The 23453-nt window shown below is 39.8% G+C and carries 21 protein-coding genes and 2 pseudogenes; 11 read left to right on the top strand and 12 right to left on the bottom strand.

Annotated elements, in window-relative coordinates; genetic code table 11:
- Position 1 precedes the first annotated feature (1 nt).
- A complete protein-coding gene (locus tag F2A31_RS10750) occupies positions 2 to 1069 on the top strand; it encodes a 4-phosphoerythronate dehydrogenase (protein ID WP_150026377.1) in 1068 nt (355 codons plus the stop codon).
- Entirely contained in the window at positions 1066 to 2052 is a 987-nt protein-coding gene (gene epmA, locus F2A31_RS10745; RefSeq protein WP_150026376.1) for an EF-P lysine aminoacylase EpmA, read from the top strand. The genes F2A31_RS10750 and epmA overlap by 4 nt, the downstream gene beginning before the upstream one ends.
- Before the next feature lie 21 nt (positions 2053 to 2073).
- Here epmA and F2A31_RS15820 read toward each other — a convergent pair whose 3' ends face one another.
- Both F2A31_RS15820 and F2A31_RS10740 read right to left on the bottom strand, forming a co-directional pair.
- On the bottom strand, positions 2074 to 2238 hold the full coding sequence (locus tag F2A31_RS15820; RefSeq protein ID WP_171490591.1) for a hypothetical protein: 165 nt from the start codon (positions 2236 to 2238) through the stop codon (positions 2074 to 2076).
- Positions 2239 to 2369: 131 nt separating this feature from the next.
- On the bottom strand, positions 2370 to 2987 hold the full coding sequence (locus F2A31_RS10740) for a rhomboid family intramembrane serine protease (protein WP_150026375.1): 618 nt from the start codon (positions 2985 to 2987) through the stop codon (positions 2370 to 2372).
- 153 nt (positions 2988 to 3140) lie between these two features.
- Here F2A31_RS10740 and nfuA point away from each other — a divergent pair, with 153 nt between their 5' ends.
- Positions 3141 to 3779 carry a Fe-S biogenesis protein NfuA gene (nfuA, locus tag F2A31_RS10735; RefSeq protein WP_004638320.1) on the top strand — a complete coding sequence of 213 codons (639 nt, stop codon included), beginning with the start codon at positions 3141 to 3143 and terminating at the stop codon, positions 3777 to 3779.
- A 183-nt stretch (positions 3780 to 3962) separates the two neighbouring features.
- Positions 3963 to 6002 (top strand): ligand-gated channel protein, encoded by a 2040-nt coding sequence (locus tag F2A31_RS10730; RefSeq protein ID WP_150026374.1) that lies wholly within the window; start codon positions 3963 to 3965, stop codon positions 6000 to 6002.
- A 31-nt stretch (positions 6003 to 6033) separates the two neighbouring features.
- On the opposite strand, the gene F2A31_RS10725 is transcribed toward F2A31_RS10730, so the two are convergent.
- Both F2A31_RS10725 and F2A31_RS10720 read right to left on the bottom strand, forming a co-directional pair.
- On the bottom strand, positions 6034 to 7041 hold the full coding sequence (locus F2A31_RS10725) for a hypothetical protein (protein WP_150026373.1): 1008 nt from the start codon (positions 7039 to 7041) through the stop codon (positions 6034 to 6036).
- A 24-nt stretch (positions 7042 to 7065) separates the two neighbouring features.
- Positions 7066 to 8073 carry an alpha/beta fold hydrolase gene (locus F2A31_RS10720; RefSeq protein WP_150026372.1) on the bottom strand — a complete coding sequence of 336 codons (1008 nt, stop codon included), beginning with the start codon at positions 8071 to 8073 and terminating at the stop codon, positions 7066 to 7068.
- Positions 8074 to 8333: 260 nt separating this feature from the next.
- Here F2A31_RS10720 and F2A31_RS10715 point away from each other — a divergent pair, with 260 nt between their 5' ends.
- Together F2A31_RS10715 and aac(6')-I are read left to right on the top strand one after the other, a co-directional pair.
- Positions 8334 to 8948, top strand: a complete 615-nt coding sequence (locus F2A31_RS10715) for a carbonic anhydrase (protein ID WP_150026371.1) — start codon at positions 8334 to 8336, stop codon at positions 8946 to 8948.
- A gap of 84 nt (positions 8949 to 9032) precedes the next feature.
- A complete protein-coding gene (aac(6')-I, locus tag F2A31_RS10710) occupies positions 9033 to 9470 on the top strand; it encodes an AAC(6')-Ighjkrstuvwx family aminoglycoside N-acetyltransferase (protein WP_150026370.1) in 438 nt (145 codons plus the stop codon).
- Positions 9471 to 9491: 21 nt separating this feature from the next.
- Here the strand turns inward: aac(6')-I and F2A31_RS10705 are convergent, their stop codons facing one another.
- Positions 9492 to 10115 carry an arylesterase gene (locus tag F2A31_RS10705; RefSeq protein ID WP_171490665.1) on the bottom strand — a complete coding sequence of 208 codons (624 nt, stop codon included), beginning with the start codon at positions 10113 to 10115 and terminating at the stop codon, positions 9492 to 9494.
- Positions 10116 to 10158: 43 nt separating this feature from the next.
- Between F2A31_RS10705 and F2A31_RS10700 the strand changes: the two genes are divergently transcribed.
- The 3 genes and pseudogenes from F2A31_RS10700 to F2A31_RS10695 all read left to right on the top strand — a co-directional run.
- Positions 10159 to 10863 (top strand): ABC transporter ATP-binding protein, encoded by a 705-nt coding sequence (locus F2A31_RS10700; RefSeq protein ID WP_150026369.1) that lies wholly within the window; start codon positions 10159 to 10161, stop codon positions 10861 to 10863.
- Positions 10860 to 11493 (top strand): annotated as a pseudogene (locus F2A31_RS16000) (ABC transporter permease); the annotation flags it as partial. The gene F2A31_RS10700 and the pseudogene F2A31_RS16000, both read left to right, overlap by 4 nt.
- 77 nt (positions 11494 to 11570) lie before the next feature.
- Positions 11571 to 13346, top strand: a pseudogene (locus F2A31_RS10695) (ABC transporter permease); the annotation flags it as partial.
- Between the two features lie 81 nt (positions 13347 to 13427).
- On the opposite strand, the gene F2A31_RS10690 reads toward F2A31_RS10695, so the two are convergent.
- Together F2A31_RS10690 and F2A31_RS10685 are read right to left on the bottom strand one after the other, a co-directional pair.
- A complete protein-coding gene (locus F2A31_RS10690) occupies positions 13428 to 13856 on the bottom strand; it encodes a VOC family protein (protein ID WP_005081774.1) in 429 nt (142 codons plus the stop codon).
- Positions 13857 to 14117: 261 nt separating this feature from the next.
- A complete protein-coding gene (locus F2A31_RS10685) occupies positions 14118 to 14921 on the bottom strand; it encodes a rhomboid family intramembrane serine protease (RefSeq protein WP_008940908.1) in 804 nt (267 codons plus the stop codon).
- A 98-nt stretch (positions 14922 to 15019) separates the two neighbouring features.
- Here F2A31_RS10685 and mtgA point away from each other — a divergent pair, with 98 nt between their 5' ends.
- Together mtgA and ppk1 are read left to right on the top strand one after the other, a co-directional pair.
- The gene (mtgA, locus tag F2A31_RS10680; protein ID WP_150026367.1) at positions 15020 to 15691 is read left to right on the top strand and encodes a monofunctional biosynthetic peptidoglycan transglycosylase; all 672 of its coding nucleotides are present in this window, start codon (positions 15020 to 15022) and stop codon (positions 15689 to 15691) included.
- Positions 15692 to 15846: 155 nt separating this feature from the next.
- Positions 15847 to 17925, top strand: coding sequence for a polyphosphate kinase 1 (ppk1, locus tag F2A31_RS10675; RefSeq protein WP_150026366.1), 2079 nt, complete (start codon positions 15847 to 15849; stop codon positions 17923 to 17925).
- Between the two features lie 46 nt (positions 17926 to 17971).
- Here ppk1 and F2A31_RS10670 read toward each other — a convergent pair whose 3' ends face one another.
- From F2A31_RS10670 to F2A31_RS10655, 5 genes are all read right to left on the bottom strand, one after another.
- Positions 17972 to 19015, bottom strand: a complete 1044-nt coding sequence (locus F2A31_RS10670) for an NAD(P)H-dependent flavin oxidoreductase (RefSeq protein WP_150026365.1) — start codon at positions 19013 to 19015, stop codon at positions 17972 to 17974.
- A 276-nt stretch (positions 19016 to 19291) separates the two neighbouring features.
- On the bottom strand, positions 19292 to 20296 hold the full coding sequence (gene cydB, locus F2A31_RS10665) for a cytochrome d ubiquinol oxidase subunit II (protein ID WP_150026364.1): 1005 nt from the start codon (positions 20294 to 20296) through the stop codon (positions 19292 to 19294).
- A gap of 1 nt (position 20297) precedes the next feature.
- Positions 20298 to 21731 (bottom strand): cytochrome ubiquinol oxidase subunit I, encoded by a 1434-nt coding sequence (locus F2A31_RS10660; protein WP_150026363.1) that lies wholly within the window; start codon positions 21729 to 21731, stop codon positions 20298 to 20300.
- A gap of 153 nt (positions 21732 to 21884) precedes the next feature.
- Entirely contained in the window at positions 21885 to 22343 is a 459-nt protein-coding gene (locus F2A31_RS15815; RefSeq protein WP_171490590.1) for a DUF2946 family protein, read from the bottom strand.
- Between the two features lie 205 nt (positions 22344 to 22548).
- Positions 22549 to 23250 carry a VIT1/CCC1 transporter family protein gene (locus F2A31_RS10655; protein ID WP_150026362.1) on the bottom strand — a complete coding sequence of 234 codons (702 nt, stop codon included), beginning with the start codon at positions 23248 to 23250 and terminating at the stop codon, positions 22549 to 22551.
- Positions 23251 to 23453 lie beyond the last annotated feature (203 nt).

Genomic DNA, 23453 nt, shown 5'->3' with positions numbered 1-23453 from the left:
CATGAAAATTGTCGCAGATGAAAACTTGGCATTTACCGATTATTTTTTTGCGGAATTTGCAGAAATACAGCATCGAGCAGGACGTACGTTAACGCATGCAGATGTTCGGGATGCGGACGCTTTATTGGTTCGCTCAGTGACGAAGGTCAATCATGCTTTAATTGATCAAACTAAAATTCAATTTGTGGGCAGTGCCACAATTGGAACAGACCATCTAGATATTCAAACTTTAGAAAAGCAAAATATCTCATGGAACAATGCTGCTGGTTGTAATGCTCAGGCTGTTGCAGAATATGTCATTACCGCCTTATTGCACTTAGATATTGAATTATTAGAAAAAGATGCCGATTTTACTTTAGGGATTGTTGGTTTAGGTAATGTGGGTAGTCGACTGGCGGTGATGGCACAACTGCTGGGGTGGAATGTGATCGGTTACGATCCTTATGTGCAACTTAATGACATTGAAAATGTTTCTTTTGATACGTTGTTAGCGCGTGCAGATGCGATTTCAATTCATGTCCCTTTAACTTTAACGGGTGAATATCCAACGCAGCACTTGTTCAATCAAGCGACTTTAGCAGCAATGAAACCTTCAGCCATTCTAATCAACAGCGCGCGTGGTCCTGTGATTCAGCAATCGGCATTGATGACAGATATGATGAAAACCAAGCATCAAGTTGTGCTGGATGTATTTGAGTTTGAACCTGAGATTCCTCAAGATTTATTAGATCTATTAGCTTTAGCGACGCCTCATATTGCTGGCTATAGTTTGGAAGGGAAGGCACGAGGTACACAGATGATTTATGATGCTTTTTGCCAAAAATTTGGTTACACCGCATCGAAGCGATTTGAAAGTCAGTTACCGAGTGTTGAACCATATTTCAAGCAGCAGGATGTAAAACAGGTACTTCAGCAGCATTTGATACAGATTTATAATATTGCTGAAGATGACAGACAATTAAGAGCTTGCGTGCAGCATGGCAAAGTTGATCAGCAGGCATTCGATTTACTGAGAAAGAATTATCCATTACGCCGTGAATGGGCCGCACATGGTGGACCAAAGGCATGAGTCAAGATGAAATGAAAAGCTATCAACCGACGTGTTCTATTGAAGCTCTAAAAGCGCGTGCCGAGATGTATAAAAAAATTCGCCAGTTTTTTGCAGAGCGAAATGTTTTGGAAGTCGAAACACCTATTTTGTCCCAAGCAGGGGTAACTGATGTACATTTGGCATCGGTACAAGTACAGCGCCATATTCATGGAAAATTAAATACCCAATACTTACAGACTTCTCCTGAATTTCCAATGAAGCGTTTGTTGGCAAGTGGAAGTGGGCCAATCTACCAAATCTGTAAAGTATTTCGTGATGATGAACATGGGCGTAAGCACAATAGTGAATTTACCATGTTGGAGTGGTATCGACCTAATTTAGATCTAAAAGGATTAATGTACGAAACAGCCGATTTATTAGAAGTTTGTTTGGCTCATCGCTTTGGTGATATTCGTCCAATTGTTTTGAGTTATAAGCATGCATTTCAAGACCGTTTAGATATTAATCCTTTGCAGGCCAGTTTAAAACAACTTAAAGATACTGCGAATCGCGTAGGTCTCAATCTTGATTTGGGTGATGATCGACTGGGCTATATGGACTTATTATTCTCACATTTCGTTGAACCAAGTCTAGGTTTCGACACGCCTGTATTTTTAACTGATTTCCCACCTGAAATGGCTTCACTGGCAAAAGTAAAACAGGATGAGGATGGTGAGTCGGTCGCAGCACGTTTTGAGGTGTATATCGAAGGTTTGGAACTCGCAAATGCTTATGATGAACTCTTAGATGCTGATGTATTGGAAGAGCGTTTTGCCGCCGATAATCAAGAGCGCAGGCTTCAAGGTTTAACTATTATGCCAACAGATCAATATTTATTGGCTGCACTACCGAAGATGCCTGAATGTTCTGGGATTGCATTAGGTATTGATCGTTTATTGATGGTGGCGATGAATCAAATGAATATTGATAAAGTCATCGCCTTTCCAGCAGAAATTGCATGATTATCTTACGATCAATGGCTATTAGCAGCGACCTTTTTTCGCTTGACCTGGAGGGCAGAAGTCACCATGTCGTCCATAGTGTGGGTGATCTGGATCAATAACTACACTGCCATGCGGGGTGTGTACGGCACAAGCTGAAAGGCTCAATGTAAATAGCATGCAAAGGTAGAGTGAAATTTTTTTCATATCTGCACATCCTGTATATTTAATTCTTATACTGAAACTTTAAAGTGAACTAAGATTTTTTACTAGTTTATTTTTTTAAATTGTTGGTGATGTGAAAACAAACCTCCGAGGAGGTCTGTTTTCACAATCAGTTAGAATGGTAGTTTAGTTAACTGATTCAGGAAATGTGGAACGACACGTGGTTCTAAAATGATGGTCACAATGACACCATAGGCAGCTCCCCAAAGGTGGGCGCTGTGATTAATGTTACTATTGCCACGTTTGCCAGACCATACACTATATGCCACATATAAAATGGCAAAAATAATGGCAGGAACAGGGATAAAGAAGACGAAAATCAAGTTCCAAGGTTGGAACAAGATATAGGCAAAGAGTACTGCTGAAACAGCACCAGATGCTCCTAGGCTTGCCCAACGTGCATCATGTCGATGTTTTAGATAGCTCGGTAAAATTGCAACAATGAGACCACCCAAATAAAATAAGACAAACCCCATGTCATAGAAAAACTGGCGATAAAAACTTTCAATGATATTGCCAAAGAAGAAAAGGGTGATCATATTGAATAGTAAATGCATACCATCAGCATGAACAAAACCATGCGTAATAAAACGATCATATTGACCACGTTGCATTGCTGGCGGCCAGAAAATAAGTCGGTTCATTACACGTTGATTGGAGAATGCGAGTAAAGAAATCGCGACTGTGATCAAAATCAGGGTCACAGTATGATTAAAGGGTAGATGTAACATAAACGTTTCAAATTGATCAGTGTCTAAGCAATAATGCCATTAAAAACTTAATAAACAATGATCTTGCATAGAATTCCTACAAAAATGGTTGATTTTTTTTCATTACCCTCCATCTTCAGTTAATATAACGACATCAGCTTGAGGATTATTGTTATGTCGACTGAGAACACCAACACTGCTGTCGCAGAAGAAATTCCAAACCTTTTGATTACTCCCTCTGCACAAGAGTATTTAAGTGATTTATTAGCAAAACAAAATACTCCAGGGATTGGCGTTCGTGTTTTTGTAGAGAATCCGGGTACTCCACGTGCTGAATGTTGTATGGCATATAGTGCACCAGAAGAAGTTATACCAACAGATTACAAACAGGACTATCCTGATTTCCCTGCTTATGTAGATGCACCATCGATTCCATATTTAGTTGATGCGGTGATTGACTACAATAAAGATCGTTTTGGTGGTCAATTAACGTTCCGTGCACCAAACTCCAAGGTACCTCGTGTAGGTCCAGATGCTTCGATTGAAGAACGCATCACTTATATCTTGCAATCTGAGATTAACCCAGGTCTAGCAGGGCACGGCGGTAACTGTAGCCTCGTCGAAGTTCAAGAAGATGCTGAGCATGGGCTTACTGCTGTATTGAAGTTTGGTGGAGGTTGCCAGGGTTGTTCGGCGATTGATGTAACCTTAAAACAAGGTGTAGAAACGACGCTGCGTCAACATATTCCAGAGTTACAGCGTGTGGTTGACCAAACAGACCATACACAAGCAGAAGGTGCTTATTTTAAGTAAGCTTGCATGTAAATATAAGAAAATGTAATTAAATAGCCTCATTCACTGAGGCTATTTTTTTGTAAACTTTAACTGTATTTAATGATAGTAATTATCATTAATATTTACAATTGTATCCAAGATTGTTACCATGATATGTGAAATATCTACTTTTAAATAACATGTTAATTTATTGGAATTTGTATGTCTAAACAATCGACTCTCTCACTGCTATCTTTATCAGTCCTTATCGGAATGTCTTCAATTGGTAATGCTTCAGCAAATGAGATTGAGGTAACTGCAAGTAATAAAAGTGAAAATTACAATAAAAATGTGACTCAACTTGATACGATCGTTGTGACTGCGAGTGGATTTGAACAAGACATAAAAAAAGCTGCGGCTTCTATTTCGGTTCTAACGCAAGAAGAAATTAATAAAAAAGCTTATCGTGATGTAACAGATGCTTTGAAAGATGTGCCTGGGGTCGTGGTTACAGGTGGAGGTAGTTCAAGTGATATTAGTATTCGTGGTATGGGGAGTGCATACACTGTCATTATGGTAAATGGCAAAAAAGTAAATACGCGTTCAGTACGACCAAATAGCGATAATTCAGGGATTGAACAGGGATGGTTACCTAATATTGGCGCGATTGAGCGTATTGAAGTGATTCGTGGACCAATGTCAGGTTTATATGGTTCAGATGCTATGGGTGGTGTAATAAATATTATTACCAAAAAAGATGCGATTGAGTGGACTGGATCTATCAAGTTAGATACGACATTACAAGAAAACTCTGATTCAGGTAATCTTTATCAAACCAATGCTTATATTGCAGGTCCTTTGATCGCCAATCTTTTATCATTTAAAGCCAATGGACTATATTCTCAGCGTGATGAAGATGATATCTATGGTGGTTACAGCAAACAAAAAATTCGTGCGGGAGGCGCCGCATTTAGTTTGACACCAAATGATAATCATACAATTGATTTGGAATACCAGCGCTCTATTCAAGCTCGTAATGCGACGGTTGGAAAAAGTATTTCTCCTATACAAACAGGTCGAAACCCTCCAGTAAATTCGTTTGTTGATTATTATCGTACAGAATATAGTTTAACGCATCGTGGTCAGCTTGGTGCCGTAGAAACGCATTCATATATCCAACGTGAAGAAAATGATAATCCATCACGCAATATGGAAGCGACAAACACGACTTTTAATACCATCAATAAAATTAATTTTGACCAGCATAGTTTGAGCTTTGGTGGGATGTATTTAAAAGAAGAATTAGATGATCAAGGTAATCAATTAAGTGTGGGCGGTGCTAAACCAGTTTCACATCTAGATCGTTATAGTTGGGCATTATTTGCTGAAAATGCTTGGAACATTGTGGATGATTTCACTTTAACTAGTTCCATTCGCCTAGATAAAGATGAAAAGTTTGGCGAACATTGGAGTCCAAAAGTTTATGGAGTTTGGGGGCTAAATGATAATTGGGTCATTAAAGGTGGTGTATCGACAGGTTATAAAACACCAGCACTTCGCGCAACGGTTGCAGAATGGGGGCAAGCGACAGGTGGAAGTCAAAGTAATGGTGTGATTGTTGGAAATCCAAATCTTAAGCCTGAAAAAAGTGTGAACTATGAGGTTTCATTTAATTGGGACAATTTAGATAATCTCACAGCAGGATTAACGCTTTTTAATAGTGAGTTTAAGGATAAAATTACTGAAATTAGAACATGTCAAAGCGATTCTGGTACTAGAGGCTGTGATTGGTTAGGTGAAAAGTTTGACTTTGTTAGCTTGCGAGAAAATGTTGATAAAGCCAATATGCGAGGGGCTGAAGCGACTTTAGGCTGGAAAGTCCTACCCAATGTAAACTTAAGTGCAAATTATACCTTCACCGATACCGAACAAAAGAGTGGTGTAAATAAAGGTAAACCTTTAAACGAAATGCCTAAGCATATGTTTAATACCACAGCCGATTGGGAGATCAATGATCAGTTTTCTAGTTGGGGACGAGTTAATTACCGTAGCAAAACTTCGGATTATTTAAGTCGGACAGCGATGGCGAAAGGCAAACCTGCCTATACCATGGTTGATGTTGGATTGAACTATAAACCAACACAAAATATCGCAGTTGCAGCAGGGGTCTACAATCTATTTGATAAAGAAATTGATAAAGATACCTATAATTATGTATTAGATGGACGCCGTTATAATTTAGGTGTGACTTATAGTTTCTAAGATATAAACTCAAGGATAGGGCTGTAGCGCCTTATCCTTGTAATTTAAAAATCTCAGAAACTTGCTCTGAATAATAAAATTTTTCTAGATAAGTACGGGCACGTTGTCTTAAATAACCTGTTTGGATCACTTGTTCTAAAACAGGCACTAACAAATCATTTAATTCTTTCTGAATCAAATCTTCATCAATGTTGAGATCACGAAGCAACAGATCAAAAGTTCGTTCTTGATTTCGTGCATACCATGCATAAACGCCATCATGGACTTGTTGTTTCAAATAGTCGGTTTGACGAATGTGATCCCAAATCTCATGTCCCATAGCCACAGTACGAGGTAAATCTTGTACCTCGATATAGTTGCGTAAAACTGACAATGGCATTACTTTGATTTTATGCCAAATATTCGCTTGAAAGTGATAGAGCTTGTCATCATTGAAGTGTTGATTTAACACTTTCTCACTCATTTGGCTGATTTTTAAAATATTCTTCTGTAAGTAGTGCCCAATGGTGTTGTTTAGGTTTGAATCCGTCACGGTTTCTAAAACTGACTTTCCCATTTTCATAAACTGCCCCACACCAGGGACACGTTTAGACATAACTGAGTTGTCTAAATAATCTTGAATAGAGTGTTGGATGAGTTGTGTAATCAGTGCAGAAAACGCAGGATTATTCACAACAGTTTTGATTAATCGTTGGCGGTGTCCGCTTTTACTTGCGATGTATTGTGCGATGGAATCAATGGTTAAAACCGGGATAACATCCTCAATTGGAGTTTCATCATTGACCGGATGAATTAGTGCAAAACGGATATGCTCTGCAATCTGCTCAATTAAAAATGAACTTGCAGGTGTGGCTAAGATCTGTTTTTCGATTAAATCAAAGATTTGTTCAAATGACCAAATGTGTTGCAACTGCTGTAAGCGCAACCAATGATAGAACAGTTTAAACTCATGTTGAACAGTTTCTGTTTGAGCAAACTCCTGATCAAGAAAATCGAGTTGTGCATCAATTAATTGTTCTATCATTGGATGTTTTTGCATAGGGTTTAAATTACACCTCTGAGTTTATGGTGATGAAGCGGCTGCAGGCTTTTGCGCCTGAATTTTGCTTAAAAATGGTAGATACTGTTGAACAACCAATTGATCTGCTTCCAGAATTGGCATGTGCCCCACATTTTCTAAAATCACAGGTGCTTGTGCATTTTTCAATAATGACTTTAATTCTGGCGCAACTTCAACATTAATAATTTTATCTTGTTTGCCCCATAAAATAAGCGTTGGAGCATCGATGGCCCGTGCGAGCAAAGCAAAAGAGTCAGGCGTGTATAATTTATTTAGCGCAATCACTTGATCAACCATTTTTTTGGTCTGTTCAACTTGTCCGATCATCATGCGTTCTTGAGCTTGTGCAATTTCTTTTGGAATAAAAGGTGGGGCATACATGGCTTGTTGCATCAGGAAATTAAAATCTCCTTTTTTACTCACCACCATATTTCTTATTTGATTTGGATCTTTTAGATAAGGCGTGGTTGCTGAACGGTAAACTCCCGCTGCATTAATGAGAAAGAGACTTTTGGTTTCAAATGGATATTGACCTGCATAGAGCATGGCGACGGACCCACCGAGTGAGTGACCCGCAATATGTGCTGGCCCTGTTAGGTTGGCAGCCTCAATAAAGCGACGTAGCTTTTCCGTTACGTTCGGAACAGAGTAGTCAAAATCTTTGGGAACTTGTGTTTCACCGCTGGCTGGCAAGTCTGGAATGATGACATGGTAATTTGCTGTTAATGCTTGAGCAACACGATTCCAGTTATCACGACTACCCGCCAAACCATGAATTAAAACAATAATCGGTTTACCGCTTTGACCACCTTCACTATATGACCAAGTGATATCACCAACTTTCAAGGTTTTGGTTTGTAGACCAGCCCATGAGCGTTCTTGTTGAAGTAGGTTTTGGAAACTCATTTCAATTTCAGCGGCATGTGTTGTATTTATGGTTGCCGTTAAACTCAGTGCCAATAATGCTGCAGTAAGTGTTTTAGCTATGGGTAACGAAAATGGGATATTCATCTTTGCTCAGTCCTTGATCTATTTTAAACCAATTGATTATTGAGGATGTTGCTCAGTGAGTCATTTGCATAATCTACAGGTGTATGGAAATTCTTGCCAATGAAATCAGCATTTTTAAGCTATTTTTATGATCAAAGGTATGTTCCTTAGTCGATGCAGTTTCTATTTTTGTCAGTGACATTCAACTTAGCGCAGATTAAACTAAGGTGTTGTTGATTTTCAGCTCCTATTTCTCATGTTTACCATAGATGGATATACACATGCTCACTGCCAAAGAAACTCTAGAACGTTTAAAAGCTGGTAATGCTCGTTTTGTGAAAGGGGAAGCAACCCAACAAAAATTGCTCACTCACCAAGAGCGTGCCGAGATGGCAAGTGAACAAAATCCTTTTGCGATTATTTTGGGTTGTTCAGATTCACGTGTGCCTGCTGAAATGGTGTTTGACCAAGGTTTAGGCGACTTATTCGTGATACGTGTTGCAGGTAATATTGTTGCACCATCACAGGTGGGGAGTGTGGAATTTGCAGCTGAACGATATGATTGCGCTGTGGTTGTTGTCTTAGGACATAGTCATTGTGGTGCAATCCAAGCAACAATTGATACTTTAAAACATCCGGATCAAGCACCGTCTTCTAATTTGATGTCGATTGTTAACCGAGTACGTCCTTCTGTTGAAATTCTGATGCAAACTGAATTAAAGGATGATTTGAAAAAGCTGTCTGCACATGCTGTGCGTTCAAATGTTTTCGCGTCTGTGAACCAGCTACGCCATGGTTCAGCTGTATTAGAGAGCCTAATTGAAAAAGGTAAAATGATTGTTGTAGGTGCAGAGTACTCACTAGAAACAGGCGAAGTCACATTCTTTGATTTTTAAATCATATCCATGGCTAACTATTTAAGTTAGCCATGTTTCCGCTGTTATTTTCAAGATGTTGATGAGCATAGTGGTGGTTATTTCATGAATATTAAACCAGCATCAGAAGCTTCTCTCAAAGATTGGTTAGAATTAAGAAATAAATTATGGAGTGATTCTGAGGCTTCTCATTTACAAGAGATGCATCAACTATTGGCTGAAAAATATGCCTTACAATTATTGGCCTATTCCAATCACCAAGCCATTGCGATGTTAGAGGCTTCTATTCGGTTTGAATATGTGAATGGAACTGAGACTTCTCCTGTCGGTTTTTTGGAAGGTATTTACGTACTTCCAGCGTATCGTCGCTCTGGCGTTGCAACGATGCTTATTCGACAGGCCGAAGTGTGGGCAAAACAATTTTCTTGTACTGAGTTTGCATCTGATGCGGCATTGGACAATGTAATTAGTCACGCTATGCATCGTTCATTAGGTTTTCAAGAAACTGAAAAAGTCGTTTATTTTAGTAAAAAAATAGATTAATCCAACTTGAGATGTAGTTATTTATAACGCTCCTCGAATATAAGGATAAGCCAAGTTAAGCATGATCGGTTGTGCTTTGGCATTTGGATGAATTTGATCGTTTTGCATCAAACTTTTATTGCCCGCCACACCTTCAAGAAAAAACGGTAGCAGTTTAATACGGTATTGTTGGCTTACAACTTTATAATTATTTTCAAAAGCACGGCTATAGGCTGTACCATAATTTGGTGGTATTTTCATACCAAACAGTAAAACAGTGGCCTTTTGTTTCTGACTCAGTTGTACCAATTGAGCTAAATTTTTTTGAATCATTTGTGGTGGTTGCCCACGTAATCCATCATTTCCACCCAGTTCAATAACGACAACTTCAGGTTGATAGGTTTGCAAGAGTTTGGGTAATCGTGCGAGTGCACCACTTGTTGTTTCTCCACTTACGCTTGCATTGACCACCTTATGCTGTTTCGGATAGTGTTGGTCTAAGCGTTGCTGGAGTAAGTGAACCCAACCTTGTTTAGGTTCAATACCATAGCCCGCACTCAGACTGTCACCTAAAATTAAAATCGTCTTTGCTGAAACCAACGTTGGAAATAAAAAAACGCCAATAATGATCAATGGTTTCGATATCGACAAAATTACTTTAGAAATCTGCATAACCGTAATTAATTTGCTCAACAGGATACGTGACATCATGCCACAACCGATTATTTCTGCTCAAAAAGTTACACAAAATATCCAAATTAATCAGCAAAGTTTAACGATCCTAAGAGAGATTGATCTTGAGGTTTATCAGGGTGAACAAATTGCGATTACTGGGCGTTCAGGTTCAGGTAAGTCAACACTGTTAGGTATTTTAGCAACTTTGGATCGACCAAGTAGTGGCGAGTTATGGGTATGTGGACAAGCCGTTCATACGCTTACAGAAGAGCAACGTGCGCAGGTTCGATTAGAAAATATTGGCTTTGTATTTCAGTCCTTTCAATTATTACCCCAGTTGAGTGCTTTAGAAAATGTGATGTTGCCGTTACGTTTACAGCCAAACTTTAATTTTAAGCAAGCAGAACAAAAAGCTTTGACATGGTTAGAGCGTGTTGGACTTGTGCGTCAAGCTCAACAAACACCGAAAGTATTATCGGGTGGTGAACAACAACGTGTTGCGATTGCTCGTGCTTTGATCGCAGAACCGAAGATTATTTTTGCCGATGAACCAACAGGCAATCTTGATGGTCAAACTGCGGAAGAGATTGAGCAGCTTTTGTTTGATTTGAATAAGGCGCTTGGAACGACTTTAGTTTTAGTCACGCATGATCAAAATCTAGCCGCAATGTGTCAACGACATGTACGACTTGTCGATGGTCAAGTTCAGGATGTGATCAAAGTCGGGGAAGGGGTATGAATTCAATTGTAAAACCCTTACTTCTACAGAGCTTTCGTACAGGTGGATTGTATCTGTTGATCATTGCTTTATCTCTCGCGATCAGCGCTACGACCGCATTAAAATTTAGTAACACACAGGTACAGAATGCAGTCACGCTACAAGCAGCTGAGATGCTTGGCGCAGATTTAGTGTTATCTGACCATGAGCCGATTCAGGAAAGTTGGCAACAACAGGCTGAAAAACTAGATCTCAAGCAGTCTACTGTAACGGTCTTTGGTTCTATGGCACATACGGATGATCAGTTTGTGATGGTGAATGTTAAAGCCGTCGATGAAAATTTTCCTTTACGAGGGAAATTAGAGATTTCACCAGTGGCACAGACGATTCAGTCGGGACAAGTGTGGCTAAGTCCTCGAGCAATGGACTTATTACAGGTAAAGATCGGGGATCAGGTTGCGATTGCAGATGGCCAGTTTAAGGTCACAGGGCAGATTGAACACGATTCGAATCAAGAACTTGGTTTTTCTGGTTTTTCACCGACTGTGATCATTCATCAAACTGATATTGCTAAAACCAATGCTGTTCAAGTGGGAAGCCGCATAGAATATCGTTTGCTTATGGCTGGAACACCGGCGCAGGTCAACACATTTCAACAACAGTTTGAACTGCAAAACAAGCAAGATCATCCTGAGGTTCAAACAGATGATCCTACCATGTCGAACCAAGAGACGAGTTCTTTAAAATTGCGAGATGCGAGTCAATCCAATACGCGATTGATGAAACCAATTGAAAATTTGGATACCTTCTTACAACTTGCTAATTTGTTGACAATTTTATTATGCGGTATTGCCATTGCCTTAACCAGTCAACGTTATGTACAACAAAACCAAGATCATATTGCATTGTTACGTTGTATGGGTGCAAGTAAGAAACAAATCATTGTGGCTTATTGTGTGCTACTCGCAGTGGTCAGTGCCTTATCGATTATGGTCGGAAGTTTGATTGGTGTTGGTTTGGGTTATGGATTGTTGCAGTTAATGTTGCAGTTGATACCGCAATTACAATTGAGTTTTGCTATAGGTGATTTGTTTTATGCCTTACCGGTCGCTATTTTTACCAGTGTGATGGTGCTGATTGGTTTTATTTTGCCAAGTATTTGGGAGTTGCTAAACACACCTCCAATTCGAGTGATTCGACAGCAAGAACGTTCGCGTAAATCCTATGTTGCAATGTTTGCGGTAGGAGTGACGAGCTTAGTTATTTTTAGTTTGGTTTTGAGTGATAACTTGACGCTAAGTTTATTGGTATTGACCGCAATCTTGTTCTTGTGTGCTGTACTTTATGTACTGATTTGGCTGTTATTAAAAGCGATCAAACAGCTTAAACATCCAATCTCTGCCTATGTACGGATTCCTCATCAAACCGCTTTGCAAATTACAGCTTTGGCCTTGGGGTTAAGTTTAATAACAGTGCTCAGTGTTTTAAGAACCGATTTATTACAACGATGGCAACAGCAATTGCCTGAAGGTACACCCAATCAGTTTGTTTATGGTTTACCACCTTTTGATATGCCTCTGCTAAAACAGCAAATTGAACAAAATGGTTGGCAATCCACACCACTTTATCCAAATATTCGGGGACGATTGATCGCAAAAAATGGTGAGGCATTTTCTCCGGAATTGGTTGAGCAAAATAACGCGTTACGCCGTGAACTCAATTTAACTCAAACGACAGATTTTCCGGATGACAATGTCATTACAAGTGGTGAGCATGTTTTTACGAAAACACATCAAGTTTCTGTCGAAGAAAAGCTAGCTGCTGAATTAGGTATCCAGATCGGCGATGAACTCAGTTTTAGTTTGCCTGAAGGAACGTTGCAAGCCACAGTGATCAATCTCAGAACTGTTGAGTGGGAGAGCTTTAGTCCAAATTTCTTCTTTATTTTTTCGCCAAATAGCATGGATGAAAATGCAGGTAGTTATCTGGGGAGTTTTTACGTACCTCCTACGGACCAAGTCAAAATGGTGTCCTTAATTCAACAGTTTTCAAATACCGTGTTTATTGATGTGGGACGCGTTTTGGATGAAGTGAAAAGACTGATGAATGTGTTGGTGCAAATTGTCACGGTATTGGCAATGTTGGTGGGACTATCTGGTTTACTGGTGTTGATTGCCTGTCTAAATGTACTGATGGATGAGCGACGTAAAGAAGTCGCGTTGATGCGCTCATTTGGAATTGCTAAAAATAAATTGAAACGGATGCTCAGTTTAGAGATCGGTTATATTGGTGCATTGGCTGGTGTGGTAGCCTGTCTTTTTGCTGAGGTGATTAGTGCGATTGCCAGTTATAAAATGCAAATGGCGATCCAATGGCACCCTGAGATTTGGTTAATTCTGCCGTTGAGTATGCTGTTGGTTTGTACCTTGATTGGACGTTATCGCCTAAGCTATTTATGTGATATTCCACCTTTGCAGAGCTTGAGGGAAATCAATCAATCTTAAAAATTATGTAATGATTTAGATGCAAGATATTCTGTTATTTTGCATCTAAACCCTAATCTGCTTTAAAAAAACTTCGTTTGATCAACAATCCGAGGGTGGCATAATCTGTGGATTCCAGACAATTTCCCAAAGGTGACCATTCGGATCAAGAAAGTATCCTGCGTAACCGCCATAAAAAGTATTTTGGGCTTGTTTCACGATGACAGCACCTGCTTTTTTCGCAGTTTCCATAATTTCATCAACTTCATTTTTATTGCTGACATTATGTCCAATCGACATGGCGGTTGAACTAATGGGTTGCTGAATTAATCCTGCATCAATCGCGAGATCTTCTTGAGCAAAGATTGCGAGTTTTAGTCCGCGTTGAAGATCAAAGAAAGCAACAGCGCCATGTTCAAACTCCTGACCTACAATACCTTCTGTTTGCAGCCCAAGACCATCACGGTAGAAAATAAGCGATTGTTCTAGATCGGTAACGCCAAGCGTTAAAATGGAAATGTGTGGTTTCATCTTTGTGCCCCTTTTGATGTCATAGATGTACCTACATGAAGTGAGTACATTATTCGTCATGGGCCGTTAGTCGAATAACGGAAGAACTCGTATCAACGAGGGAATGGGCCAACCGTCCCAAACCTAATCTGTTTTTGACAAAAAAAGCATAATAAATGGATGGATTTTAGTCAATATTGAAAGGGTAGTATGTAAATGAATGGATTAAATTGGGCGGTGATTTGTTTGAGATGATCGCCCAATTTAATTGTTTAAGCGATTTTAATTGAGTTTATTTTGAATCAAAATCTCATACCATAACGGATGTAGTGTTTGACCTAATGCTGTGCAGTAAACGTAAAATCCATATAGCAATAGTGTTGCAATCAGGACAGCTCCAAGTTGGAACATTATTTTTTTCCCAGTTTTTTGGCTGAGATACCATGCGGTTGCTAAAACAGCCCCCATGAGCATCCCACCGATATGGGCAGCATTATTAATCCCTGAAACTGTGAAGCCGAATATGAGGTTAATTGCCATAATGAATAGCAAAGATTTCTTATCTAAGAGGAAGCGTTGTCGTGGCAACACCGGTAAGACGGAAATAATGGTAAGGGCTGCACCTAATCCCATCACTGCACCAGAAGCACCAGCACTGATTTTAGGTAAATATTTAGGATCAAAATGCTGTAGTAATTGATAACCATCTAGGATACTGAGATAGCTCGATAGAACGCTCCCCATCAACCCCGCAAGGAAATAAAGTGCAATATAGTAGCGACGACCAAACAGTTGCTCAGCGATACTGCCAAAAATGTATAATGCCCACATATTCAGCATGAGATGGATCATTCCGAAATGGAAAAACATGCTGCTGAAAAGCCGTTCTGGCTGACCTAAAAAGGTCAGTGGTGTGAAATCTGCCCCCCAAGCAATTGCATCAACAGGGGAAGGGTCGGTAATATCGACGCCTGTGAGGATTTGCCAGCCAAATAGGCTCACGTTGACAGCAATCAAAGCTGCAGTAAACCACCAAGTATGTACGTGTAATTTTTGAGTAATTTGTGGTGGTGTTGTTTCAGTCATGTACTTAAATGAGTTGCTGTAATGAAAAATAGCTTAGCATGAATCGAAGGTTTGTAGATACGACGCAGACTTTTTGCACCTAGGAGTGATGCATTTAAATGAAAGCCTTATTCGCGCGTATAGTGATGCTGATCATCGGCGTGATCTTACTGATTCAGTTGTGGATTTTTAGTAGTCTTGCTTGGTGGCGCACTCATCCTGTCAATACCACCATGTTTATGCGTTTAGATTACTGGTCCGATCTAAAACCGATTCAACATCATTGGCGTGACTATGATGAAATTAGTGATAATTTCAAACATGCAGTTCTGGCGGGTGAGGATGCCAAATTTATTCATCATCATGGTTTCGACTGGGCTGGGATTCAGCATGCTTTAGAGCGTAATAATAAAAAAGGTGAAGTTGTGGCGGGGGGGTCGACGATTTCACAACAATTAGCGAAAAATTTATTCCTCTACAATAAACGTTCATTTGTGCGTAAAGGACAAGAAGCCATCGCAACATGGATGATGGAACGTATGTGGTCAAAACGTAGAATTTTAGAAGTGTATATGAACTCTGTTGAGTTCGGACAAAATATCTACGGTGTGGAAGCTGCTGCACAATTTTATTATGGCAAAAGTGCGAAAAGTTTAACGCGCGAACAGGCAGCCTTTTTAGCTGCATTGCTACCAAACCCTAAATATTATCAAAACAACCGTAATGATCGTAAGTTACAATACCGTAAGCGTGTTATTTTGAAATATATGAATGGGACGCAGAAGCCTTAAATGTTTATTTGGTGATAGATGAATAAAATCTCCGCAGATTAGAATTATTTTATAAAAGAAAAGCTCAATATTTTTGGGCTTTTTTACCAAATTGACATAATTTTGCAGCATACTTAAATCATCACTTGATAAATGATAATGCAACAAGGTTCGGTATGAATACTGCAGTGACGACAACAGCGCCAATAGAATACAGTTACAACGATCGTTATATTAATCGTGAACTTTCAATTCTTGATTTCCATCTTCGTGTATTGGAACAAGCAGTTGATCCACTTCATCCCCTGTTAGAGCGGATGAACTTTTTGCTGATCTTTTCACGTAACCTTGATGAGTTTTTTGAAATTCGTGTCGCAGGGGTCATGGAGCAATTAACATTAGGCAATGAAAGTCGTACTCCTGATGGCTTAACCCCAAAGCAAGTGTTGGAACAAATTTCCAAAACAGCGCATGCTGCAATTGAGCGCCAATATCGTATTCTTAACCAAGAAATTTTGCCGAAGTTACGCGAAGAAGATATTTGCTTTTTACGTCGTGGTGAATTAACACCAGCCCAATCGGCATGGATTAAGAAATATTTCCAAGAACAAGTTGCACCTGTACTGACGCCAATTAGCCTTGATCCTGCTCATCCATTTCCACGCTTAGTGAATAAAAGTTTAAACTTTATCGTGACTTTGGAAGGTAAGGATGCGTTTGGTCGTCAAATTGATCTAGCGGTTGTACCTGCACCACGCTCTTTACCTCGTGTTGTTCGATTACCTGATGAATTAACAGATGGTAAAGAGCATCATGTGATGTTATCTGCCATCATCCATGAGCACGTATCAGATTTGTTCCCTGGTATGACTGCGACAGGATGTTATCAATTCCGCGTCACCCGAAATGCTGACTTGGCACTGAATGAGGATGTTGAAGATTTAGCCAAAGCTTTAAAAGGTGAATTAAGTTCACGTCGTTTTGGTCGAGCGGTGCGTTTAGAAGTCACACATAATTGTCCACAGCATATCTATAAATATTTGTTAGATGAATTTGATCTAAATGAAGAGCAGCTTTACCGTGTGGATGGACCGGTAAATTTAGCGCGTCTACTTTCTAATTTTAAACGTCCTCATCTACGTTATGATTCACATACCCCTATCTTGCCTAGAGCGTTTAAAAAGTCTGAGAATATTTTTGCTGCGATGCAAAAGCAGGACATTCTTCTGCACCATCCTTTTGAGTCATTTGCACCAGTGATTCAATTATTACGCGAAGCGGCGCGTGATCCTCAAGTTTTGGCGATCAAACAAACCCTTTATCGTAGTGGTGCTGACTCAGAAATCGTGCAAGTGCTTGCTGAAGCGGCACGCAATGGTAAAGAAGTGACGGCTGTGATTGAGCTGCGTGCACGATTTGATGAAGAGTCAAATATCGAAGTGGCAAACGTTTTACAAGAAGCGGGAGCGGTGGTTGTATACGGTATCGTTGGTTATAAGACTCACGCAAAAATGATTTTGGTTGTGCGCCGTGAAAATAATAAATTGGTACGTTATGTGCACTTAGGCACAGGTAATTACCATGCAGGCAATGCACGTATTTATACTGATTATGGTTTGATGACCACTGACAAAGATATTTGTGAAGATGTGCATCGGATTTTCCAAGAGCTCACGGGAATGGGCAAAATGGCAAAACCGAAAAAGCTTTTGCATGCACCATTTACTTTGCACGCGCAGTTGATCAACTTTATCGATGATGAAATTGCAAATGTAAAAGCAGGAAAAGCAGCCCAAATTATCATTAAAGTAAATGCATTGACGGAAGTGCAGTTGATCAACAAATTATATGAAGCTTCTCAGGCGGGGGTGCAAATTGATTTGATTATTCGTTCTATCTGCTGCTTACGTCCAGGTTTGCCAAATCTGTCAGAAAACATTCGTGTGCGTTCGATCGTTGGTCGTTTCTTAGAACATACTCGTGTTTATTATTTTAGCAATAATGGCAATCCTCGTATTTATTGTTCAAGCGCAGACTGGATGGATCGTAATCTATTTAATCGTGTGGAAGCGTGTTTCCCAATTGAAGATCCTGCGTTGAAGAAATCAATTTATCAACTTGGTCTGTTAAATTATCTTAAAGACAATCAACAAGCATGGTTGCTACAAGGTGATGGTGTCTGGGTACGCTCCCAGCTTGCTGAAGGGGAAACCCCTCATAATGCACAGCAGAAGTTATTAGAAGCGATTAAATAATTGAGTAAAAAAATCGACCTAATTAGGTCGATTTTTTTGTGGAAATTTAGCGTGTGGTCATTTCTACAATCAGTTGATTGACTAAATCGGCTGCTTCTAATTCGCGAATCTGTGACACATTACTTCCTGCCCAAAATGCACCATAACTATAATCTTGATGCTGACTTGCGATGCTCATTAATTGTTTTGCCAAATCATAAGTATATGGATAAGCAGGGACCTTTGGTCGATTCGGTGCATCGATTTGCGTATGCCATGTGCCCAATAAACCACGTGCTGGGCGACCAGATAAACTCGCACTTATTTGTGTAATGCTTTGGCTAAACAGCGCTTTACGATATGCAGCATTTGCACTTGAACTTTTACATTGTACAAATGCCGTCCCCAGTTGTACTGCACTTGAGCCACGTTTTAGCATATTTTTTGCCTGATCACCATTCATGATGCCTCCAGCAGCAATGATCGGTCGTGAACAGTGTTGGGTAAGTAATTCGACCAAATCACTGGTTTTGATTGCCGCATCAAAATGTTGATTAAAAATACCACGATGTCCACCAGCTTCAATGCCTTGCGCAATGATTAAATCAATACCAGCAGCTTCTATGGCTTGGGCTTCTATCAAATTTGTTGCAGACACCATCGTAATAATGCCTGCATTTTTGAGCGCTTTAATTTGATGAGTATGAGGAATCCCAAAATGAAAACTGACAGCTTTAGGTTTGGTCTCTAATACCACATTTAAAAAATCGTCATTTTCTAGAAAGCTGGGGTAAATACACTTGAGTTGAGTTGGTGGCTGAGCATCAAATTTTTTGAATGCTGGGGTTAAATATTCAATCCACTGTTGTTCATGTTGTGGATTTAATGGTTCTGGTTGATGACAAAAGAAATTGACCTGAAATGGATGGTCACTGAGCTGTTGAGTTTTTAAGATGAGTTCTTTTGCTGATTCCGGTGTATTGGCACCAAGACCTAGAGATCCGAGTGCACCTTGATTGGAAACTTCGGCCGCAAGTTCAGGTGTAGACACACCAGCCATAGGTGCTAGAAAAATAGGATGTTTTATTTCTAATAATTCTAAAATCGACATATTGGATTCCTCATCTCTTTTCATCCAACATAGCTTAGATTTTTAAAAAATAGCAAATAATAATGGTTATTTAATTGCAGAATGAAATATGGAGCAGTAATGTAAAAAGGTGTTTGACTCATGAATAGTCAAACACCCAAAAAGAACTTAGAGGTTATTGATAAGCCAACATGAGCAAAGCCTTAAAAAGGCCAGCGATAATTGCCAAACCTAAAAAACCAACTAACCATAATCCGATAAACCATTTGATTTGTGATTTTTTCATTGGATTTTACCTCAATGATAACCTTCGTCACCGATACGTACTTTATCTCTAAAGATCCAGTATCCCCAGAAGGTGTAGACCCAAATGATTGGGATCATAATCGCAGCACCCACTAAAGCAAAAATTTGGCTTTCTCTTGGCGCCGCAGCATCCCAAATCGTGACAGACGGTGGAATAATGTATGGCCACAAGCTAATGACAAAGCCTGAGTAGGCAAGAAACATCAGCATTAAAGTATAAATAAAGGGCTTATATTCACTTCTATTTACACAAGCACGCCATGCCAAATAGCTAAAAATCAGTACTAAAATTGGAACAGGGCTAAAGTAGATCAGTTGTGGCACAGTAAACCATTTTTCTGCAATGGCAGGTTGACTATATGGGGTATATAAGCTTACCGCAATGAAAATTGCCAATAGTGTGAAGATCAGTTTTGGCATCAGATCATACATTTTGTTTTGTAGTGCTTGGTCTGTTTTTAGAATTAACCAGCCACATCCCAACGCTGCATACATCACGACCACACCTAGACCAGTAAACAGTGAAAAAGGTGTTAGCCAGTCCAAACTTCCCCCAACATAGATACCATTTTCCGTTTTTAAACCTTGAATATAGGCACCTAAAATTACGCCTTGCAGGAAGCTGGCAAGTGTAGATCCCCAAATAAAAGCCATATCCCAAAGTGCTTTGGAGCGATTCGCTTTAAAGCGGAACTCAAAAGCAACGCCCCTAAAAATGAGTGCAATCACCATCAGGGTAATCGGCATATAGAGTGCGGATAATACGGTTGCATATACGATTGGGAAGGCAGCAAACAAACCAGCGCCGCCAAGCACCATCCATGTTTCATTGCCGTCCCACACGGGTGCAACGGTATTCATCATCACATCACGTTCTTGCTGACCTTTGATGAAGGGAAATAGAATCCCGATACCGAGGTCAAACCCATCTAGTACGACATAAATTAATACGCCCAAAGCAATAATCATTGCCCAAATAAGAGGAATATCGAACATGTTATTCTCCTTTCTTCTGGTCGTTGTTATCGAGGCTTTCATCAACAGCACTCAGCGGACGCATTGGTGTTTTAAAATGCCCAACACCACCAGAATCTTGGACTGGGGTATGAATGAATTGTGGACCTTTGTACATGAGCTTGAGAATGTAATAAATCCCAGTACCAAATACGATGGTGTATACCACCACGAAGATGATCAGGGTGAGACCAACTTGACTTGCAGAAACACTTGATAACGCATCTTCTGTGCGTAACACACCATAGACCACCCAAGGTTGACGACCTAATTCAGTTGTGAACCAACCTGCCAGTAAGGCGATATAACCTGTCGGTCCCATGATGAGGGCAAATTTATGGAACCATTTTTTCTCATAAATTTGATCTTTTTTGCGGAGGATTAACCCGATCACGGCAAGTAAAACCATGAGTGTGCCTAGCCCCACCATGATGCGAAAACTCCAAAATACCAGCGTTGAATTTGGACGATCTTTGGGAGCAAACTCTTTCAATCCTTTAACTTCACCATCAAGGCTATGGGTAAGGATCAAGCTTCCTAAATATGGAATACCTACTGCATATTTAGTGGTTTCAGCTTGCATATCGGGGATACCAAATAGATAAAGCGGCATAGGTTCGTTGACATTGGTTTCCCAGTGTCCTTCCATTGCAGCTAATTTAGCTGGTTGATGTTTTAATGTATTCAAACCATGATGATCGCCAATAATGACTTGTGCAGGTGCTGCAAATAAGATCATCCACATTGCCATGGAAAATGATTTTTTTACCAATGCATCACGACGACCACGTAATAAATGCCATGCTGCTGTTGCGGCAACGACTAAAGCAGAAACTAAAAATGCAGCGACAGCCATGTGTGCAAATCGGTAAGGGAATGATGGATTAAAAACGATGGCAAACCAGTCTTTGGGGACAATAATGCCATTTTCTATTGCAAAGCCTTGAGGGGTCTGCATCCAACTATTGGATGATAGGATCCAAAACATGGAAATACAGGTGCCGATTGCGACCATTAAGGTGGCAAAGAAATGAGCTCTTTCGCTTACACGCCCCCATCCAAACAGCATCACCCCGAGAAATCCAGCCTCTAAGAAAAAGGCAGACAACACCTCATAGGTTAGTAATGGACCAGTGACACTTCCTGCAATTCGTGAAAATTCACTCCAGTTTGTACCAAACTGATAGCTCATTACTACACCTGAAACGACCCCCATACCAAAGGTCACAGCAAAGATTTTGAGCCAGTATTTATAGAGATCTTGGTAAATAGGGTTATGAGTTTTCAGCCATTTCCATTCTAAAACGGCAAGAAAGCATGCCAGTCCAATCGATGTTGCTGGAAAAATAATATGGAACGAAACAGTAAATGCGAATTGGACACGTGCCAACTCTAATGCGGTTAAACCTAAGTCCATCACGAAGCCTCCGATACAGACCAAAACGGTTGTTGAAGAACACTGAGATACAGAGATTTATCTGCGATAAAAATCGCCAGTTTTTGCTGCCAAACAACAAAACAAGTTTTAAAAAACATAGGTTACTCACTTTTCAATAAATCGTACTAAACGCTAATTAATTGAAAAGGAGAGTGGTGGTGCTCGCCCTTGGGGCAGCAGAAAAAGACGTTGTAAATCGAAAAAGAAGCTAAGGAAAAGCTGTTGTAAATGCACGTAACGCACTTGTATACGGACAAATACTTCTTTGACACCTAATGTTGGTGGTACGACCAGTTGTCCATAGAAGAAACAAAACGGGCATTGATGATTGATATCATGTTGATGAGTGTGATCTATAGCATCGGATGTGACATGATCAACCGTGCTGCTATGATGGTGTTCAGAATGAGATCGAGAAACGATTGATGAGTTTTGTATACCGTGATGATGTCGAGACTGGGTTGACAAATGCACGACAGTCTCACATGCAGGAGAAATTTGAAATTTCTCTGGCAAAAGAGGCTGCAGAAAAACAGCAATTTGTAGTGTGATGGTCGCAAAAGCAAACCATATCCCAAGTCGATGTATCAAAACCGCTCTCTACATTGGATATTTCCAGACTTTATTCATAAATTGGCCTTCGCTCATTTTATGATGTCGAGTTCTCTTTGATCATACATCCAAATGGTAAAAAAAGCTTTAGACTTGTGAGGAATATTTTGCTTTTAGATTTTTATGTTAATTAATTAACATTAGCTAATAAGTGTTTGAACAAAGAAATGATCTAAGAGAGTACTCAAAGTGGATGAACATTAAACAGTGAGCCGATCCAACTTGAGAACAACATAGCTAAAATCCCCCAAATGGTAATCCTTAAGCTGCTTTTCAACATTGATGTTCTCGCAACATAGCCTGAAAGTGCACCTAACAATGCTAAAGACAAAATGCCTGTGAACATAACGGTTTGCGAGACATAATTTTCAGCACTTAATAGAATTGCGAGCATCGGTAAGGCTGCACCGCATGAGAAAGCAGCTGCAGAAGAAAGCGCAGCTTGAATTGGGTTTGCGGCGGTATTTATATGAATACCGATTTCATCTCTTGCATGTGCTGCGAGTGCATCATATGCAGTGAGTTGTGTTGCTACTTGTAATGCCAATTCGGCGTCCAATCCTCTGCCAATATAGATTTGAGTAAGCTCATTTAATTCAGCTTGTGGGTTTTTTTTGAGTTCTTTTGCTTCAAACTTTAAGTCGGCTTTTTCAATATCCTCTTGAGATTTTACAGAAACATATTCGCCAGCAGCCATTGATGTTGCACCCGCAATTAAGCCTGCTATGCAAGTGACTAATAATGTCTGGTTATGTGCGCCACTCGCTGCCATACCCATGACTAAACTAGTGACGGAAATAATGCCATCATTTGCACCCAAGACTGCAGCTCTCAACCAACCTGATCGTTGAATCACATGGGGTTCTGTATGATGTGAAAATGACATAGTTGTGCTCTTTGATGAAAAAGTTAAAAAGTGTTTATTTTCTTATGCGGCATACTATTTTTATCTATGATTCATATGCTGAATCGATTTATAAAATAACGTATTTTAACGACATGATAACAATGATTTAGTTATAATGTGTGAATAAATTAACATTTTAAATTGATTTAAGCTGACGATTATATCCACTTATAACTGGCAAC

Origin of the sequence: Acinetobacter suaedae (assembly GCF_008630915.1) — a bacterium.
GTDB classification, from domain to species: Bacteria; Pseudomonadota; Gammaproteobacteria; order Pseudomonadales; family Moraxellaceae; genus Acinetobacter; species Acinetobacter suaedae.
This window is presented reverse-complemented; position numbering and strand designations above follow the sequence as displayed.

Excerpts from the sequence above, each read along its gene's own strand:
- F2A31_RS15820 (WP_171490591.1), bottom strand. The coding sequence starts at position 2,238 with ATGAAAAAAATTTCACTCTACCTTTGCATGCTATTTACATTGAGCCTT.
- epmA (WP_150026376.1), top strand. The coding sequence starts at position 1,066 with ATGAGTCAAGATGAAATGAAAAGCTATCAACCGACGTGTTCTATTGAA.
- nfuA (WP_004638320.1), top strand. The coding sequence starts at position 3,141 with ATGTCGACTGAGAACACCAACACTGCTGTCGCAGAAGAAATTCCAAAC.
- mtgA (WP_150026367.1), top strand. The coding sequence starts at position 15,020 with ATGAAAGCCTTATTCGCGCGTATAGTGATGCTGATCATCGGCGTGATC.
- F2A31_RS10730 (WP_150026374.1), top strand. The coding sequence starts at position 3,963 with ATGTCTAAACAATCGACTCTCTCACTGCTATCTTTATCAGTCCTTATC.
- F2A31_RS10740 (WP_150026375.1), bottom strand. The coding sequence starts at position 2,987 with ATGTTACATCTACCCTTTAATCATACTGTGACCCTGATTTTGATCACA.
- F2A31_RS10715 (WP_150026371.1), top strand. The coding sequence starts at position 8,334 with ATGCTCACTGCCAAAGAAACTCTAGAACGTTTAAAAGCTGGTAATGCT.
- F2A31_RS10685 (WP_008940908.1), bottom strand. The coding sequence starts at position 14,921 with ATGACTGAAACAACACCACCACAAATTACTCAAAAATTACACGTACAT.
- F2A31_RS10690 (WP_005081774.1), bottom strand. The coding sequence starts at position 13,856 with ATGAAACCACACATTTCCATTTTAACGCTTGGCGTTACCGATCTAGAA.
- cydB (WP_150026364.1), bottom strand. The coding sequence starts at position 20,296 with ATGTTCGATATTCCTCTTATTTGGGCAATGATTATTGCTTTGGGCGTA.
- F2A31_RS10750 (WP_150026377.1), top strand. The coding sequence starts at position 2 with ATGAAAATTGTCGCAGATGAAAACTTGGCATTTACCGATTATTTTTTT.
- F2A31_RS10670 (WP_150026365.1), bottom strand. The coding sequence starts at position 19,015 with ATGTCGATTTTAGAATTATTAGAAATAAAACATCCTATTTTTCTAGCA.
- F2A31_RS10655 (WP_150026362.1), bottom strand. The coding sequence starts at position 23,250 with ATGTCATTTTCACATCATACAGAACCCCATGTGATTCAACGATCAGGT.
- F2A31_RS10700 (WP_150026369.1), top strand. The coding sequence starts at position 10,159 with ATGCCACAACCGATTATTTCTGCTCAAAAAGTTACACAAAATATCCAA.
- F2A31_RS10660 (WP_150026363.1), bottom strand. The coding sequence starts at position 21,731 with ATGGACTTAGGTTTAACCGCATTAGAGTTGGCACGTGTCCAATTCGCA.
- ppk1 (WP_150026366.1), top strand. The coding sequence starts at position 15,847 with ATGAATACTGCAGTGACGACAACAGCGCCAATAGAATACAGTTACAAC.
- F2A31_RS10720 (WP_150026372.1), bottom strand. The coding sequence starts at position 8,073 with ATGAATATCCCATTTTCGTTACCCATAGCTAAAACACTTACTGCAGCA.
- F2A31_RS10725 (WP_150026373.1), bottom strand. The coding sequence starts at position 7,041 with ATGCAAAAACATCCAATGATAGAACAATTAATTGATGCACAACTCGAT.